The sequence below is a fragment of the Blastococcus sp. SYSU DS0828 genome, assembly GCF_054050975.1.
On the sequence record NZ_JBJHAK010000001.1, the window covers coordinates 311,313 to 326,963 of the forward strand.

The 15,651-nt window shown below is 76.3% G+C and carries 13 protein-coding genes; 12 read left to right on the plus strand and 1 reads right to left on the minus strand.

Annotated features, from left to right (window positions below):
* The first annotated feature begins 65 nt into the window (after positions 1-65).
* The 9 genes from ACI79Q_RS01470 (at position 66) to ACI79Q_RS01510 (ending at position 11,467) form a co-directional block, all read left to right on the plus strand.
* Positions 66-1,565 (plus strand): pyridoxal phosphate-dependent decarboxylase family protein, encoded by a 1,500-nt coding sequence (locus ACI79Q_RS01470; protein WP_456614003.1) that lies wholly within the window; start codon positions 66-68, stop codon positions 1,563-1,565.
* Complete coding sequence (locus tag ACI79Q_RS01475; protein WP_456614004.1) at positions 1,562-2,932, plus strand: lysine N(6)-hydroxylase/L-ornithine N(5)-oxygenase family protein; 1,371 nt, start codon at positions 1,562-1,564, stop codon at positions 2,930-2,932. Before ACI79Q_RS01470 ends, ACI79Q_RS01475 begins: the two co-directional genes overlap by 4 nt.
* Positions 2,929-3,513, plus strand: coding sequence for a GNAT family N-acetyltransferase (locus ACI79Q_RS01480; protein ID WP_456614005.1), 585 nt, complete (start codon positions 2,929-2,931; stop codon positions 3,511-3,513). Before ACI79Q_RS01475 ends, ACI79Q_RS01480 begins: the two co-directional genes overlap by 4 nt.
* Positions 3,510-5,327, plus strand: coding sequence for an IucA/IucC family protein (locus tag ACI79Q_RS01485; RefSeq protein ID WP_456614006.1), 1,818 nt, complete (start codon positions 3,510-3,512; stop codon positions 5,325-5,327). Before ACI79Q_RS01480 ends, ACI79Q_RS01485 begins: the two co-directional genes overlap by 4 nt.
* A 17-nt stretch (positions 5,328-5,344) precedes the next feature.
* Positions 5,345-7,477 (plus strand): penicillin acylase family protein, encoded by a 2,133-nt coding sequence (locus ACI79Q_RS01490; protein WP_456614022.1) that lies wholly within the window; start codon positions 5,345-5,347, stop codon positions 7,475-7,477.
* Positions 7,474-8,061, plus strand: a complete 588-nt coding sequence (locus tag ACI79Q_RS01495) for a GNAT family N-acetyltransferase (RefSeq protein ID WP_456589687.1) — start codon at positions 7,474-7,476, stop codon at positions 8,059-8,061. Before ACI79Q_RS01490 ends, ACI79Q_RS01495 begins: the two co-directional genes overlap by 4 nt.
* 31 nt (positions 8,062-8,092) lie before the next feature.
* A complete protein-coding gene (locus ACI79Q_RS01500; RefSeq protein WP_456589688.1) occupies positions 8,093-8,665 on the plus strand; it encodes a hypothetical protein in 573 nt (190 codons plus the stop codon).
* A gap of 147 nt (positions 8,666-8,812) precedes the next feature.
* Complete coding sequence (locus ACI79Q_RS01505; RefSeq protein WP_456589689.1) at positions 8,813-10,243, plus strand: reverse transcriptase family protein; 1,431 nt, start codon at positions 8,813-8,815, stop codon at positions 10,241-10,243.
* 45 nt (positions 10,244-10,288) lie between these two features.
* Positions 10,289-11,467, plus strand: a complete 1,179-nt coding sequence (locus ACI79Q_RS01510) for a precorrin-3B synthase (RefSeq protein WP_456614007.1) — start codon at positions 10,289-10,291, stop codon at positions 11,465-11,467.
* 73 nt (positions 11,468-11,540) lie between these two features.
* On the opposite strand, the gene ACI79Q_RS01515 is transcribed toward ACI79Q_RS01510, so the two are convergent.
* The gene (locus tag ACI79Q_RS01515; RefSeq protein WP_456589691.1) at positions 11,541-11,705 is read right to left on the minus strand and encodes a hypothetical protein; all 165 of its coding nucleotides are present in this window, start codon (positions 11,703-11,705) and stop codon (positions 11,541-11,543) included.
* A gap of 417 nt (positions 11,706-12,122) precedes the next feature.
* On the opposite strand from ACI79Q_RS01515, the gene ACI79Q_RS01520 reads away from it, so the two are divergent.
* The 3 genes from ACI79Q_RS01520 (at position 12,123) to ACI79Q_RS01530 (ending at position 15,619) form a co-directional block, all read left to right on the plus strand.
* Entirely contained in the window at positions 12,123-13,352 is a 1,230-nt protein-coding gene (locus ACI79Q_RS01520) for a DUF222 domain-containing protein (RefSeq protein WP_456614023.1), read from the plus strand.
* Between the two features lie 141 nt (positions 13,353-13,493).
* Positions 13,494-14,114 (plus strand): precorrin-8X methylmutase, encoded by a 621-nt coding sequence (locus tag ACI79Q_RS01525; RefSeq protein WP_456589692.1) that lies wholly within the window; start codon positions 13,494-13,496, stop codon positions 14,112-14,114.
* Positions 14,111-15,619, plus strand: coding sequence for a precorrin-2 C(20)-methyltransferase (locus tag ACI79Q_RS01530; RefSeq protein ID WP_456614008.1), 1,509 nt, complete (start codon positions 14,111-14,113; stop codon positions 15,617-15,619). Before ACI79Q_RS01525 ends, ACI79Q_RS01530 begins: the two co-directional genes overlap by 4 nt.
* The last annotated feature ends 32 nt before the right edge of the window (positions 15,620-15,651 follow it).

Genomic DNA, 15,651 nt, shown 5'->3' on the forward strand with positions numbered 1-15,651 from the left:
CGGGCTCCGGAGCTGTGTATGGTCCCGCTTGGTTAGGTGAGGCTAACCTACGAGAGGGGACTTCCGTGACACAGCTCCAGCCGACCGCGCACCTGTTCTCGGGTGCGACGGTCGACCACTACGCCGCGGTCGTCACCGCAGCGCTCGGCGCGCTCACCGACCGGGTCCGGGTCGTCCGCCGCCCCCGGTCGGGCGCGCCGCAGGCCGATCTCGAGGACCTCGTCGACGGCATCGATCTCGACACCCCGCTCGGCGACACCTTCTCCGCGCTGAAGGAGACCTCCCGGCTCTACCTGGAGCACGCGGTCTGGTTCCACGAGCCCGGCTACGTCGCCCACCTGAACTGCCCGGTCGCCATCCCGGCGCTGGCGGCCGACCTGTTCGCGTCGGCGGTGAACACGTCGGTCGACACCTACGACCAGTCGACGACGGCGACCCTGATGGAGCGCCGGCTCATCGGCTGGGCCGCCGGGCGCGCCGGCCTGGGCCCGGCCGCGGACGGGATCTTCACCAGCGGCGGCACCCAGTCCAACCTGCAGGCGCTGCTGCTGGCCCGGGACGAGGCGCTCGCCGCGCAGCCCGGCGGAAGCCTGCCCGGCGGCGCCCGGCTCCGCGTCCTCGCCACCGACCAGGCGCACTTCAGCGTCGCGAAGGCCGCCCGCCTGCTCGGCCTGGGCGACGACGCGGTGGTGCCGGTGGCCACCGACGGGCAGCACCGGATGGATCCGGCCGCGCTCCGGTCGACCGCGGACCGGGTCCGGGCCGCCGGCGACGTCGTCATGGCGGTGTCCACCACCGCCGGCACGACCGACCTCGGCCGCATCGACCCGCTCGCCGCGGTGGCCGACGTCTGCGCGGAGGTCGGCGCATGGCTGCACGTCGACGCCGCGTACGGGGGTGGGCTGCTGGTCTCGCGCCGGCGCCGGCACCTCCTCGACGGCATCGAGCACGCCGACTCGGTGACGGTGGACTTCCACAAGACCTTCTTCCAGCCGGTGGCGTCCTCGGCGGTGCTCGTGCGCGACGGCGCCACGCTGCGACACGTCACCCACCACGCCGACTACCTCAACCCGCGCGGCGAACGGGCCCCCAACCAGGTCGACCGCAGCCTGCAGACCACCCGGCGCTTCGACGCGCTGAAGCTGTGGGTGACGCTGCGCGCCATGGGGGCCGACGCGGTCGGCGCGGCCTTCGACGCCTGCCTGGACCTCGCCGTCGACGTGCACGAGGACCTGGCTCGTGACCCGGAGTTCGAGGTGCACAGCGCACCGACGCTGAGCACCGTCCTCTTCCGCTACCGGCCGATCGGTGCCCACGGGCCGCTCGACCCCGCCGCCGCCGACCGGCTCGTCGGCGCGATCCGCGAGCGGTTGTTCGACGAGGGCGAGGCGGTCGTCGCCCGCACCATCGTCGACGGGCGGCCCTGGCTGAAGTTCACGCTGCTCGACCCGGGCACCACCCGCGGCGACGTCCGGGCCGTGGTCGACCTCGTCCGCGCGGCCGGGGACGACCTGCTCGCCGCCGCCGGCACGCCCGTCCGCGACCGCGAGCAGGTGCTCGCGTGAGCGCCGCCGGCACGCCGGTGCACGACTTCGTCGCCGTCGGGATCGGCCCGTTCAACCTCGGACTCGCGGCCCTCAGCGCCCCGGTGCCCGACCTCTCCGGCGTCTTCCTCGACGAGCGCGAGGAGTTCAGCTGGCACCCCGGGATGCTGATCGAGGGCACCACGCTGCAGGTCCCGTTCCTCGCCGACCTGGTGACGATGGCCGACCCCACGTCGCCGTACTCGTTCCTGGCCTGGCTCAAGGAGACCGGGCGGCTGTACCCGTTCTACATCCGCGAGGACTTCCACCCGCTGCGCGCCGAGTACGACACCTACTGCCGCTGGGCCGCCGGGCGCCTGCCGGGGCTGCGGTGGGGCCGGCGCGTGGAACGGGTCGAGCACGCCGACGGCGTCTACCGGGTGTCTGCCCGCGACGTCCGGACCGGCGAGGTCGAGGTGCACCTGGGGCGCCGGCTGGTGCTCGGCGTCGGCACCGCGCCGTGGCTGCCCGGGCCGGTGCGGGACCTGCCCGGGCCGGCCTGGCACTCCGCGGACTACCTGCCGCACAAGGAGGAGCTGCAGACGCTCGGGCACGTCACGGTCGTGGGCAGCGGGCAGAGCGCCGCGGAGATCTACCTCGACCTGCTGACCGACGCCGACCGCCTGGGCTACCGGGTCGACTGGGTCACCCGCTCACCGCGGTTCTTCCCCATGGAGGTCACCAAGCTGACCCTGGAGATGACCTCGCCCGAGTACGCCCGGTACCACCACGGCCTGCCCATGGCGCGGCGCGACGCCCTCGCCCGCGAGCAGCGCCACCTCTACAAGGGCATCAGCGGCGAGCTGGTCGACGCCATCCACGACACCCTCTACCGGAGGGGCCGGCGCGGCGAGGTGCCGACCGAACTGCTGCCCGGTGTCGAGGTGGCCGGCGCGCGCTGGGACGCCGGGCAGCGCAGCTACGCGCTGCGGCTCCACCACGAGGAGCAGGGGCGCACGGTGACCCGGACGACGCGCGGCCTGGTGCTCGCCACCGGTTACCGGGCGCAGGTGCCGGCCTTCCTCGACCCGGTGCGCGACCGCATCCGGTGGGACGCGCGCGGCCGGTACGACGTGGCGCTCGACCACTCGATCGACGTCGCCAGCCGGGAGGTGTTCGTGCAGAACGCCGAGGAGCACACCCACAGCCTGATCGCCCCGGACCTCGGCATGGGCGCCTACCGGAACTCGGTGATCATCAACGCGATGTGCGGCCGGGAGGTCTACCCGGTGGAGGAGCAGATCGCCTACCAGACCTTCGGGGTCGGCGACGCCGAGGACGCCGAGGACGCCGGGGACACCGCCGGAGCCGGGACCGGCGCGCTGACCGCCGCGGGAGCTCCCCGATGACCACCGCCCCGGCCTGGGCCGCCCGCACGACGGTCGGGGTGCTCACCCTCGAGCCGCTCGACCTCGACCGTGACCTGCGCCTGCTGCACGCGTGGGTTACGCACCCCCGCTCGGCCTACTGGCTGATGCAGGGGCAGGGGCCGGAAGAGGTGCGCGCCGCCTACGCCGCGATCGTCGCCGACCCGCACCACGACGCCTGGCTCGGCCGGGTCGACGGCGTCCCGACGTTCCTCGCCGAGACCTACGACCCGCGCCACCGCGAGCTCGCCGGCGTCTGGCCGGCCGCCCCCGGCGACGTCGGCATGCACCTGCTCGTGGCGCCGCCGGCCGACGGGGCCGCGCCGGTCCGCGGCCTGACGTCGGCGGTCATGGCGGCGGTCGTGCGGTTCTGCCTGGACCGCCCGGGGGCCCGCCGGGTCGTCGTCGAGCCGGATGCGGGCAACGCCGCCATCCGGGCCAAGAACCGGGCGGCGGGCTTCGTCGAGCACGGCGAGCTGGACCTGGGGCACAAGACGGCGGTGCTGAGCACCTGCACGGCCGAGTCGTTCGCGGCGAGCGAGCTGGCCGGGGTGCTGGCGTGAGCGCGGCGGGGCTCGAGCAGGAGCTCGCCGGCGCGGCCCACCTCGAGCCCGAGGCGATGGCCCGGGCGCACCGGCACGTCGTCACCAAGGCGCTGTCGGAGTTCAGCCACGAGCGCCTGGTCACCCCCGAACCGGCCGACGACGGGCCGGCCGACGCGCTGGGCCGGACCTGGTGGCGGCTGCCCACGGCGGCCGGGTCGGTCTACCGCTTCACCGCGCGGGTGCTGCCGCTGGAGCACTGGGACGTCGACCCCTCCTCGGTGAGCCGCACCGTCGACGGCGCCGCCGCGCCGCTGGACGCCCTGGCGCTGGTCGACGAGCTGCAGGCCGACCTCGGCATCCCCGACGCACTGCTCGGCACCTACCTGGAGGAGGTCAGCGCGACCCTCGCCGGCGTGGCGTGGAAGCTCCACCACCGCCGCGCCGACGCCCGCGAGCTGGCCCGCGCCGACCTGCAGACCGTCGAGCGGTCGATGACCGAGGGACACCCGGCCTTCGTCGCCAACAACGGGCGGATCGGCTTCGGGCTCTCCGACTCGGCCGCGTACGCCCCGGAGGCGGGCGAGCCGGTCCGGCTGGTCTGGGTGGCGGCCCGGCGGGAGCACACCCACCTGGCCTGCGGCGACGGCGTCGACGAGGAGCGGCTCTACACGAGCCAGCTCGGCGAGCAGCTGCTCGCGCGGTTCGCCGGCCGGCTCCGCTCACTCGGCCTGGACCCGGCCGACTACCTCTTCCTGCCCGTGCACCCCTGGCAGTGGGAGCACCGGCTGGCGGTCACCTTCGCCGCGGACGTGGGCCGGCACGACCTCGTGCCGCTGGGGGTCAGCGAGGACCGCTACCAGGCGCAGCAGTCGATCCGGACCTTCTTCGACCTGGACCGCCCCGACCGGCACTACGTCAAGACGGCGCTGGCGATCCAGAACATGGGCTTCCTGCGTGGGCTCTCCCCGGCCTACATGCGCAGCACCCCGGCGATCAACGACTGGGTGGCCGGCGTCGTGCGGGGCGACCCGGAGCTGACCGGCGCCGGCTTCGACGTGCTCCGCGAGCTGGCCTCGGTCGGCTACACCGGCGACGCGTACCACCGGATGGCCGGGCGCGGCATCCGCTCGCCGTACCAGCGGATGGTGGCGGCGCTGTGGCGCGAGAGCCCGGTGCCACGGCTGGCGGCGGGCGAGCGGGCGATGACGATGGCGGCGCTGCTGCACCGGGATGCCGAGGGCCGGTCGCTGGTGGGCGGCCTCGTCGCCGACTCGAGGCTGGACCCGCGCACCTGGCTGCGCCGCTACCTCGACGCCTACCTCCGCCCGGTCCTGCACTGCCTGCTGGCCCACGACCTCGCCTTCATGCCGCACGGGGAGAACGTGATCGTCGTGCTGGGGGGCTCGGCGCCGACGCGGGTGCTGATGAAGGACGTCGGCGAGGAGGTCGCCGTGTTCGGCTCCCGGCCGCTGCCCCGGGACATCGAGCGGATCCGCGTGCACGAGCCCGACGACGTGCGCCTGCTGTCGGTGTTCACCGACGTCTTCGACGGGTTCCTGCGCTACCTCGCCGGCATCTTCGACGCCGACGGCCTGCTGTCGGCCGACGCCGTCTGGGCGTGCGTCGCCGACTGCCTGCTGGCGCACCGGGAGGCGTTCCCGGACCTCCACCGGCGCTTCGACCTGTTCACCCCCGAGTTCGCGCACTCCTGCCTCAACCGGCTGCAGCTGCGCAACACCCTGCAGATGGTCGACCTCGCCGACCAGGCGTCCTCCCTGCAGTACGCCGGGACGCTGGCCAACCCGGTCGCGCCGTTCGGGCCGCCGCGGTGACCGGGCCGGCTCCCGGGGTGGCCCGCGACCGGTGGGGCGTGCCCACCATCCGGGCGGGGTCGCTCGACGACCTCGCCCGGGCCCAGGGGTACGCCACCGCCGTCGACCGGGCCTGGCAGCTGGAGGTCGAGCGGTGGCGCAGCGAGGCGACCCTCGCCGCGCACCTGGGCGCGGCCGGGTTGGACTGGGACACCTTCGCGGCCCGCGCCCGGCTGGACGACACCGCCCGTCGCTGCCACGACGCCCTCGACCCGGGCACCCGGCGGTGGGTCGGGGCCTACGTCGACGGGGTGCGCGCCGGCCTGGCCGAGGGCGCCGCGCGCTCGCCGGAGCTGCGGGCCCTGGGCTGGGCGGGTGGGGAACAGCACGGCGGGCGCGGCGGCTGGCGGCCGTGGACCCCGCTGGGCATCTTCCTGGTGCACCACGTCCTGTTCGGGTCGCTGGGCACGACGGTGTGGCGGGGGCACCTGCTGCGTTCCTTCGGGCCGGGGCTCGGTCGGGAGCTCGCCGTCGCGCTGGGCCTGGGCCCGCCGGACGGCAGCAACGCGGTGGCGGTGACCGGCGCGCGGACGGCGTCCGGGCTGCCGCTGGTCGCCGGCGATCCGCACCGCCTGCTGGAGCGGCCCGGGATCTACCAACAGGTGCACCTCCTCGTCGAGGGAGCGGCCGACGACGGCGTCGACGTGGTCGGGCTGGCCTTCCCCGGCGTCCCCGGGGTCGCGCACTTCGGGCACACCGGCACGGTGGCCTGGGCGGTGACCAACGCGATGGCCGACTCCCAGGACCTCTACCGCGAGCGGCTGCGCCGGGACGGCGACCGCGTGCTGGCCCTCGGGCCGGACGGCTGGGAGCCGGCCGACGCCGCGACGGTCCGCCTCGATGTCCGCGACGGCGAACCGGTGACGGTGGAGACCGTCGAGACCGCGCGGGGGCCGGTCGTCGTCCCGTCGTGGACGGCGGAGGAGCCGGGCGAGCCCGAGGCGCTGAGCCTGCGCGCCCCGAGCCGGGTCGACGCCGCGCTCGGCTTCGATGCCCTGCCGCTGCTGCTGCGCGCCCGCACCGCGGCCGACGTCGAGGCGGCGCTCACCTCGTGGGTGGAGCCGGTGAACAGCGTCCTGGTCGCCGACAGCTCCGGCGACGTCCGCCAGCTCGTCGCGGGCCGGGTCCCGGACCGGGCGGCCGCGAACCGCTGGTACCCGGTGCCGGCCTGGGAGCGGGCGCACGCCTGGCGCGGGACCTGCCCGGCCCCGGCCGGGCTCCGGGTCACCGACGGGCCCCCGTGGGACGGCGTGGCGGTGACGGCCAACGACCAGCGCCCCGACGTCGCCCCGTACGGCTCGGTGTTCGCACCGGGTCACCGGGCCGCCCGGCTGCGCGCGCTCCTCGGCGACCGCACCGGCCTGACCGCCGACGACCTGGCGGCGCTGCTGCTGGACACCGCCGCCCCCGCCTCCGGCCCGCTGCGGCTGCTCCGCCACCTCCGGCCCCCGGAGGCCCGCACCCCGGCCGCCCGGCTGCACGCGGAGATCGTCGGGTGGGACGGCCGGATGGACGCGAGCAGCCGCGGGGCGGCGGCGTTCGGCGCGTGGCGCGCGGCCCTGGTCCGGCGCGTCGCCGGCCTGCCGCTGCTCGCGCCCCTGCACCACCCGGCCGGCGTCCCCGAGGTGCTGGCGCCCTGGGTGTCCCCGGTCGAGCGGATCGGGACGGCGCTGGAGCGGCTGCTCCGCGTGCTCCCCCAGCACGGCGTCGACGTCGACGCGCTGGCCCGGGACGCGCTGGCCGACGCGGCGGGGAGCACCGCCGCGACATGGGGGGCGACGCACCGGCTGCGCACCGTGCACTCCCTCGACGGCACCCCCTGGGAGGACGTCGTCGCCCGGCCCGCCGACGGCGCGCCGCTGGCCGGCGACACCGACTGCGTCCTGGCCACGACGAGCCTCCCCGGGCTCACCGACGTCTGCCTGCGCGGCCCCGTCGCCCGCTACGTCTGGGACCTCGCCGACCGCGACGCCAGCCGCTGGGTCGTCCCGCTGGGCGCCGACGGGGTGCCCGGCCCGCACGCGGAGGACCAGACGGAGCTCTGGCTGCGCGGCGACCTCGTCCCCGTTCCCCGCACCGCCACCCCCGCCGTCCTGGAGGAGATCTCGTGACCGACGCCCGCCTCGTCGAAGGAACCAGCCCGTTCGGAGACGGCCGCACCCTCGGGGTGCGCCGGCTCGACCCTGACCGCGACGCCCCCCTGGTGCACTCCTGGGTGCGCGAGGAGCGGGCCCGCTTCTGGGGGATGACCGACCACACCGAGGACCAGGTGCGGGACGTCTACGCATTCGTGGACTCGCTGCCCACCCACCACGCCTACCTGGTGTCGGTCGACGACGCCCCCGTCGCGCTGCTGCAGACCTACGAGCCGGCCGCGGACCCGGTCGCCGAGACCTACCCCGTGCAGGACGGCGACCTCGGCGTCCACCTGCTGCTGGCCCCGGCCCGCAGCAGGGAGGCGGGCTTCACCGCCCGGTTCGTGGCCGCCCTCGCGGCGGTGCTGCTGGCGAACCCGGCCGTGCGCCGCGTCGTCGTGGAGCCGGACGCCGGCAACGAGCTGGCCTTGGATCGCGTCCGCCGGACAGGGTTCGAGCTGGGGCCGGAGGTGGACCTGCCGGAGAAGCGCGCCCGGCTCGCGTTCCTGTCCCGGGAGACCCTCGAGGCGCTGACCGGCGCGGCACGGATATCGGGCTGACGCGCCCGGTCGGCCACCCTAGCCTGCCGCGGTGGCCTACGACGCGCTGACGGAGAGCATCGCGCTCCTCGAGCGCGGTGTGCCGGACTCCCCGCCGCGGATCAGCCGACGCCGGCGGTTCGCCCCGCTGGCCGTCGACGTCGACGGGGACGTCGCCTGCACCCTCTTCGCCCGCCGGAGCGTCGGCTGCGCGGTGCAGGAGGCCTGGGTGCTCGTGCGGCGCGGGGCCCAGTGGTCGCTGCTCGGGGGCGGCGGGGGCGGCGGGTTCGAGGACGACGACCTGGCCGACCGCCCCGCCGCCGCGGCCCTGGGCGGTCACCTCCTCTGGCGCGGCGGTGGCTCGTCGCTCCGGAACGCCGGGCGGCTGCTGCCCTGGGGTGCCCGGTACGTCAGCTACGCCGTGCTCAGGGCGAGCGCGGAGGTCGACCGGGTCGTCGTCGGTCCGCGGGAGATCAGGGTGCCGCGGCACGGGCACCTCGTGGTCGTCTGGGACGGCGTGCCGCCCCTCGTGGAGGCACGGGCCGCGGACGGCCGGTTGCTCGCCGCGCGTCGGGTGGACCTGCGGCGCCGCCGCCTCCCCGAGGCGTACCGCGACCCCGCGTGATCGCCCGACCAGCGCGGATCCGCCGCCCGGACTGGTCAGGGCCGGATCGGCCCCCTACCGTGGCCGGGTGCGGCGGGGAGGGCAGGACGACCGGCGAGGAGCCGGTCCCTCCGGGGCAACCCCGGGGTCTCGCAGCAGAGCAGGGCGATGCGTCACCCGCCGGACGGCGCGCTCCGCGCACGTCCCGGCGCCTCCGTCACGGAGCGGCTGCCCTCCCCGCCGTCGCGCTCGGCGGCCCCGCCGGTGACGGCCACCCGGCGCGCCGAGGTCACCGCGAACGGCATCGCCACCGCGCTGCTCGCCGGGCGGTGGCGGCGCCCGCAGATGGTGCGCCGGGTCGCCGTCGCGCTCGGGTACCGGCGCGCCCCCCGCTGGGTGGGCACGCTGGTCGGTGAGGTGCTGGGGGCCTACTGGCACCCACCGGCCGACCGCCCGCGGGAACTGGCCGCCTTCCTCCGCACGACGGGGGGCTGGGCGCGCGGTCAGGCGGCCGAGGTGCCGCCGCGGGTGGTGCACTGGGAGCCGGTGCCGACCGCCGTCGTCCGGCCCCGGCTGCCCACGGTGGAGCTGCCCGACCTGAGCGCCCTGGCCCGGCTGCTCGACCTCGACCAGGGCGAGCTGGCCTGGTTCGCCGACGCCCGAACCCTCGAGCGCACGGCGCCCGAGCCCCTGCGCCACTACCGCTGGCGGGCGGTGGACCGGCCGACCGGCGTCCGGCTGCTCGCCGCACCGAAGCCCCGGCTGAAGGAGATCCAGCGGCGGCTCCTGCGGCACGTGCTCGACCCGGTCCCGGTGCACGGTGCCGCGCACGGCTGCGTGCCCGGCCGGTCGGTGCGGACGGCGGCCGCCCCGCACGCCGGCGCCGCCGTCGTCCTGCGGATGGACCTGGAGCACTTCTTCGCGAGCGTCCCCGCGCCCCGGGTCCACGGGCTGCTGCTGGGCCAGGCCGGCCTCCCCGAGCCGGTCGCGCACGCGGTGACCGGCCTGGTCACCACCGTGGTGCCCGCCGCGGTGTGGCGGCGCATCCCGCCGCCGGAGGACCCCGTGGCCCGGGAGCGGCACCGGCGGCTGGGGACGCGGCTCGCCGTGCCGCATCTTCCGCCGGGTGCGCCCACGTCCCCGGCCCTGGCGAACCTGGTCTGCTACCGGCTGGACCGCCGGCTGGCCGCGCTCGCGGCGACTTTCGGCGCGACCTACACCCGCTACGTCGACGACCTGACCTTCAGCGGCGGCACCCGGGTGGGGCGCGGCCGGCTGGCCGAGCTGGTGGGTGAGATCGCCCGGGAGGAGGGCTTCCGGGTGAACGCCGCCAAGACACGCGCGATGGGCTCGGCCCGCCGGCAGGCAGTGCTGGGCGTCGTGGTCAACGAGCGCCCGGCGCTGCCCCGCCGCGAGCGGGACGAGCTGCGCGCGCTGCTGCACAACTGCGCCACCCGCGGCTGGACCACCCAGCTCCGCGGCCGCGACCCCGCCACGTTCCGGGACCACGTCCTGGGCCGGGTGGCCTGGGCGGCGTCGGTGGACCCGGCGTCCGGGGCGCGGCTGCGCGCGCTGGCCGAGCGCATCGACTGGAGCTGACCGCCGACGGCTCGGGCCGACCCGGGACGTAGCCTCGCGGGCGCCATGTCATCAGCCGGGCTGCCCACGCCTCCCCTCCGGGACCGGGCCGACGCCTGCCCCGGCGCGCTGCAGACCCACTCCGCCGCCGACGGGGAGCTCGCGCGGGTGCGGGTCCCCGGTGGACTGCTGGTGGGCGACCAGCTGCGCGTCCTCGGCGCGGCCGCCGTCGAGCTCGGGGACGGCGCGCTGGAGCTCACCAGCCGCGGCAACGTGCAGCTGCGGGGCCTGCGCCCCGGATCGGCCGGCGAGCTCGGCGGCCGGCTGGCGGCGGCCGGGCTGCTGCCCAGCGACAGCCACGAGACGGCCCGCAACCTGTTGGGCAGCGTGTTGAGCGGGCGGACCGGGGGTCTGCTCGACGCCCGGCCCTGGGTGCGCGACTTCGACGCCGGGCTGTGCGCCGACCCGTCGCTCGCCGCGCTGCCGGGACGGTTCCTGGCCACGTTCGACGACGGCCGGGGCGACGTCGCCGCGCTCGGCGGGGACGTCGGCCTGTTCGCGCTCGCCCCCGACGCCGTCGCGCTGACCCTCGCCGGCGCCGACTCCGGCCTGCGCGCCGGTCCGGCGGACGCCGTCGACCTCGCGCTGGCGGCCACCCGGGCATTCCTCGACGAGCGCGCCGCCCAGGGCGGAACGGCCTGGCGGCTGGCCGAACTCGCCGACGGGCCGGCACGGGTGGCGGCGCGGCTGGACGCCCCGGCCGGGGAGCGGGTCGAGGTGCCGGCCCAGCCGCGGATCCGCCCGATCGGTGCGGTGCGGCAGGACGACGGCCGCACGGCCCTCGCCGCGGTGGTCCCCCTGGGCCGGCTGACCGCCGCCCAGGTGTCGCTGCTCGCCGACGTCGCGGCAGAGGTGCAGCTGACCCCGTGGCGCGGGGTCGTCGCGCCCGACCTGGCCGACGGGTCGGCGGCCAGGTCGCTGGCCGACGCCGGGCTGGTGCTCGACCCCACGAGCCCGTGGACGCGCGTGACCGCTTGCGCGGGACTGCCCGGGTGCGCGAAGTCCCTGGCCGACGTGCGGTCGGACGCGACCGCTGCCGTGATCACCGGATCCCTCCCGGCGGACGGGGCGCGGCAGCACTGGGCCGGGTGCGAGCGGCGCTGCGGCCGGCCCGGCGGCGCAGTGGTGGACGTGGTCGCGACCGGCGCCGGCTACCGGGTCGAGGGCAGCGGCCACCCCGGCTGAGGCCGGCTCGCTCCGGCAGGGGTGACGGACAGCAGCCCACGATGCTGAACCCGGGGCTGGGGCGTGCGCCCTGTTACCGGTAGTCGCTCAGCAATGCGCGGAGCACGCGGACGACGTCGGCCAAGACGTCATCGAGGTCGGTGAGGTCCCGCCACTCGTGCCGGACCAGCCGGCGTCGCCACCAGCGGCCGCGGACCTGGTCGACCGCGATGTCCTCGTCGAGCCCGTCGAACCACACCTCGATCGGCTCGCCTGCCGTCCTGGGCTCGATCGTCGTGCCCCAGCCGTAGACGGCCTCCCGCCGGTTCCCGGACTGCCAGAAGCGTCGTGGTGCCGGTACGACACGGTGCCCTCGTGGTCACGCAGCACTGACTCGACGGTCGCGCGCAAGGCCACCTGCTGGGCGGGCGGCTCCGGAGCGGGGAAGTCGGGCACGGCGCGACGCTAGCCCGGAGCCGGGCCGGAGGACGCACGTGGCGGGTCGGGCCATGCGAGAGCGGGCACCCGCCGCAGTGAACTGCCGAGCACCACGACCCACCGCTGTCCACGCTGTGCTGAAATCTGTGGACAGGCTTCTGACCTGCAGTTTCGGGTTGCCGAGGCCGGCCCGCCCGGCTAGTATTCGTACGTGTGTTCGACCGCTGCGGGTGATGCGCTGGACCGGTTGACGGCCGCGCTGGACGACCTGGCGGCCGAGGACCTGGCCGGCCGGTTCGGCCCGCAGCTGCTCGACCGGCTGCGGCCGCTGCTGGTGGCGCAGAACCGGCTCGCCGCGGAAGTCACCCGCACCGTGCGGGAGTGCGGGGTCACCTCCGCCGCCGAGCACGACGGGCAGCGGACGATGGCCTCCTGGCTGCGCGGACATGCCCGGCTGTCGTCGGCCGCGGCGTCCCGGGTGGTGCGCTCCGGGCGGGCGCTGCCCGAGCTACCGGCGGTGCGAGCCGCGTTCGCCGCGGGTGCGATCACGGCGGAAGCGGTCGCGGTGATAGCCCCGGTCGCCGCACCGGTGAACGTGGCCGCCGCGCAGGCGCACGACGTGGACCTCGCCGGAGTCGACGCAACCCTGGCCGAGGTCGCCGCGAGTCGCCCGCACGCCGAACTCCGCCAGGTCGTGGACCACTACCTGGCCCGGCTCGACCCCGACGGCCCCGAGCCCGACCCCACCGAGGGCCGGTCACTGGTGTTCGTCACCCACGCCGATGGCCGCGTCGGGTTCCGCGGCGAGCTCGACGCCGTCGGCGGGGAGAAGTTCCAGGCCGCGATCGAGTCGATCGTGCAGGCCTCCCGCCCCGCCGGGGACAGCCGCACCCGCGCCCAGCAGTCCGCCGACGCCCTGGTCCAGCTGGCCGACAACCAGCTCGCCTCCGGCGCCCTGCCGGTCCTGCGCACCGTGAAGCCGCACGTCATCGTCCGGATCGACCTCACCGACCTGGTCGACCCCGCCACCGGACCGGGCGCGGCCACCACCGGGCTCGGCGCCACCATCTCCGCCGCCCGCGCCCGCTGGCTGGCCTGTGACGGCAACGTCTCCCGCATCGTCATCGGCCCCGACGGCGAGCTCCTGGACCTGGGCCGCCGGCACCGGGTCGTCCCGCCGGCCCTGCGCCGCGCGGTCGAGTACCGCGACCGGGGATGCGTGTTCGCCGGCTGCGACGCCCCCGCCCACTGGTGCGACGTCCACCACCTCGTGCACTGGGCCGACGGCGGAGAGACCTCGCTGGAGAACTCCGGGCTGTTGTGCGAACGCCACCACACCAAGGTCCACCACGGATTCCGCATCGAACGAGATACCGCCGGCCGATGGCACACCTACCGGCCCGACGGCACCGAGATCCTGATCTTCCCCCGCATCACCGGCCAACCCGAACACTCGCGCACCGGCTGAGCCACCGACGCACGACGAACCCTCCCCGGGTCCTGGGAGGGGTTCGTCGGCCTGCTCAAGCACGCAGCACAGCGGTGGGCTGGGACCGCCCGCCGTTCCCCGGAGCAGGTGGCCCGAGCGCGGGACGTAGCCTCCTGCCCGATGTACGACTACGAGAAGGACGGCGCCGAGATCTACCGGCGCTCGTTCGCCACCATCCGCGCCGAGGCGAACCTCGCGAACCTGCCCGCCGACGTCGCCCAGGTGGCGGTGCGGATGATCCACGCCTGCGGGCAGGTGGACCTCGTCGACGATATCGCCCACTCCCCCGACGTCGTGCAGCGCGCCCGCGAGGCGCTGAACGCCGGCGCACCGGTGCTCTGCGACGCGCAGATGGTGGCCAGCGGCATCACCCGGCGGCGGCTGCCGAAGGACAACGACGTCATCTGCACCCTGAACGACCCGCGGACCCCCGGGCTCGCCGCCGAGCTGGGCACCACCCGCACCGCCGCGGCGCTGGAGCTGTGGCGCGACCGGCTCGACGGCGCGGTCGTCGCGATCGGCAACGCCCCCACCGCGCTGTTCCATCTGCTCGAGATGGTGGCCGCCGGTGCCCCGCGCCCCGCCGCCGTGCTCGGCATCCCTGTCGGGTTCATCGGCGCCGCCGAGTCCAAGGACGCCCTGGCGGAGTCCGACCTGGAGTTCCTGGTGGTCCGGGGCCGGCGCGGCGGCAGCGCGATCACCGCGGCCGCCATCAACGCGATCGCGAGCACCGCCGAATGAGCGGACAGACGACCGGCCGGCTCTACGGGGTGGGGCTGGGCCCCGGCGACCCCGAGCTCGTCACGGTCAAGGCCGCCCGGCTGATCGGCGCCGCCGACGTCGTCGCCTTCCACGCCGCGCGGCACGGCCGGTCGGTGGCCCGCGGCCTGGCCGAGCCCTACCTGCGCGAAGGGCAGATCGAGGAGCTGCTGGTCTACCCGGTCACCACCGAGACCACCGACCACCCGGGCGGCTACCAGGGCGCGATCGACGAGTTCTACGAGGCCGCCGCTGCGCGGCTGGCCGCCCACCTGGACGCCGGCCGCGACGTCGTCGTCCTCGCCGAGGGCGACCCGCTCTTCTACGGCTCCTACATGCACATGCACAAGCGGCTGGCGCACCGCTACCCGACCGAGGTCGTCCCCGGGGTGACCAGCGTGAGCGGCGCGGCCGCCGCGGTCGGCCGGCCCCTGGTGGAGCGCGACGAGGTGCTCACGGTGCTCCCCGGCACGCTGCCGGCCGACGAGCTCGCCGCCCGGCTGGCCGGCACCGACTCGGCGGCGGTGATGAAGCTCGGCCGCACCTTCCCGCAGGTGCGGGAGGCGTTCGAGCGGGCCGGCGTGCTCGACCGGGCGCTCTACGTCGAGCGGGCCACCACCGACCGTCAGCGGTGCCTGCCGCTCGCCGAGGTCAACCCGGCGAGCGTCCCGTACTTCTCCCTCGCCCTGCTGCCCAGCCCGCTCACGCCGCAGGTCACGGAGCCGGCCCAGCCCTCCGGCGAGGCGGCCACGCACGGAGAGGTCGTCGTCGTCGGCCTCGGTCCGGGCGCGCGGAGCTGGACGACCCCGGAGGCCGCCGAGGCGCTCGCCGCCGCCGACGACCTCGTCGGCTACGGCCCCTACCTCGACCGGGTCGCGGCCAACCCGCGCCAGACCCGGCACCCCAGCGACAACCGCGTCGAGGCCGACCGTGCCGCGCACGCGCTGACGCTGGCCCGGGAGGGGCGGCGGGTCGCGGTCGTCTCCAGTGGAGACCCGGGCGTCTTCGCCATGGCCGCCGCCGTGCTCGAGGTGGCCGAGCGCCCCGAGTTCGCCGGTGTCCCGGTGCGGGTCGTCCCCGGCCTCACCGCCGCCCAGGCGGTCGCCTCCCGGGTGGGGGCCCCGCTGGGGCACGACTTCTGCGTGCTGTCGCTCTCCGACGTCCTCAAGCCCTGGGAGGTGATCACCGATCGGCTGCGCCACGCCGCCGCCGCCGACCTGGTCATCGCCCTCTACAACCCGCGCTCGAAGCACCGCCCGCACCAGCTCGGCGAAGCGCTGCGGGTGCTGCTGGAGGTGCGCCCGCCGGAGACCGTGGTGGTCGTGGGGCGGGACGTCGGCGGGCCGGAGGAGAGCCTCCGGGTCACCACCCTGGGCGCGCTGGACCCCGCGACCGTGGACATGCGCTGCCTGGTGCTGATCGGCTCCTCGCAGACCCGCGTCACCGCCTCCGGCGCGGTCTACACCTCCCGCCGCTACCCGGGCTGACACGCCGGGGCGGGGAATGCCCGCGCGATCGT

Coding starts and splice junctions, on each gene's coding strand:
- ACI79Q_RS01480 (WP_456614005.1), top strand. CDS start 2,929: ATGACCACCGCCCCGGCCTGGGCCGCCCGCACGACGGTCGGGGTGCTC.
- ACI79Q_RS01505 (WP_456589689.1), top strand. CDS start 8,813: ATGCGTCACCCGCCGGACGGCGCGCTCCGCGCACGTCCCGGCGCCTCC.
- ACI79Q_RS01510 (WP_456614007.1), top strand. CDS start 10,289: ATGTCATCAGCCGGGCTGCCCACGCCTCCCCTCCGGGACCGGGCCGAC.
- ACI79Q_RS01525 (WP_456589692.1), top strand. CDS start 13,494: ATGTACGACTACGAGAAGGACGGCGCCGAGATCTACCGGCGCTCGTTC.
- ACI79Q_RS01530 (WP_456614008.1), top strand. CDS start 14,111: ATGAGCGGACAGACGACCGGCCGGCTCTACGGGGTGGGGCTGGGCCCC.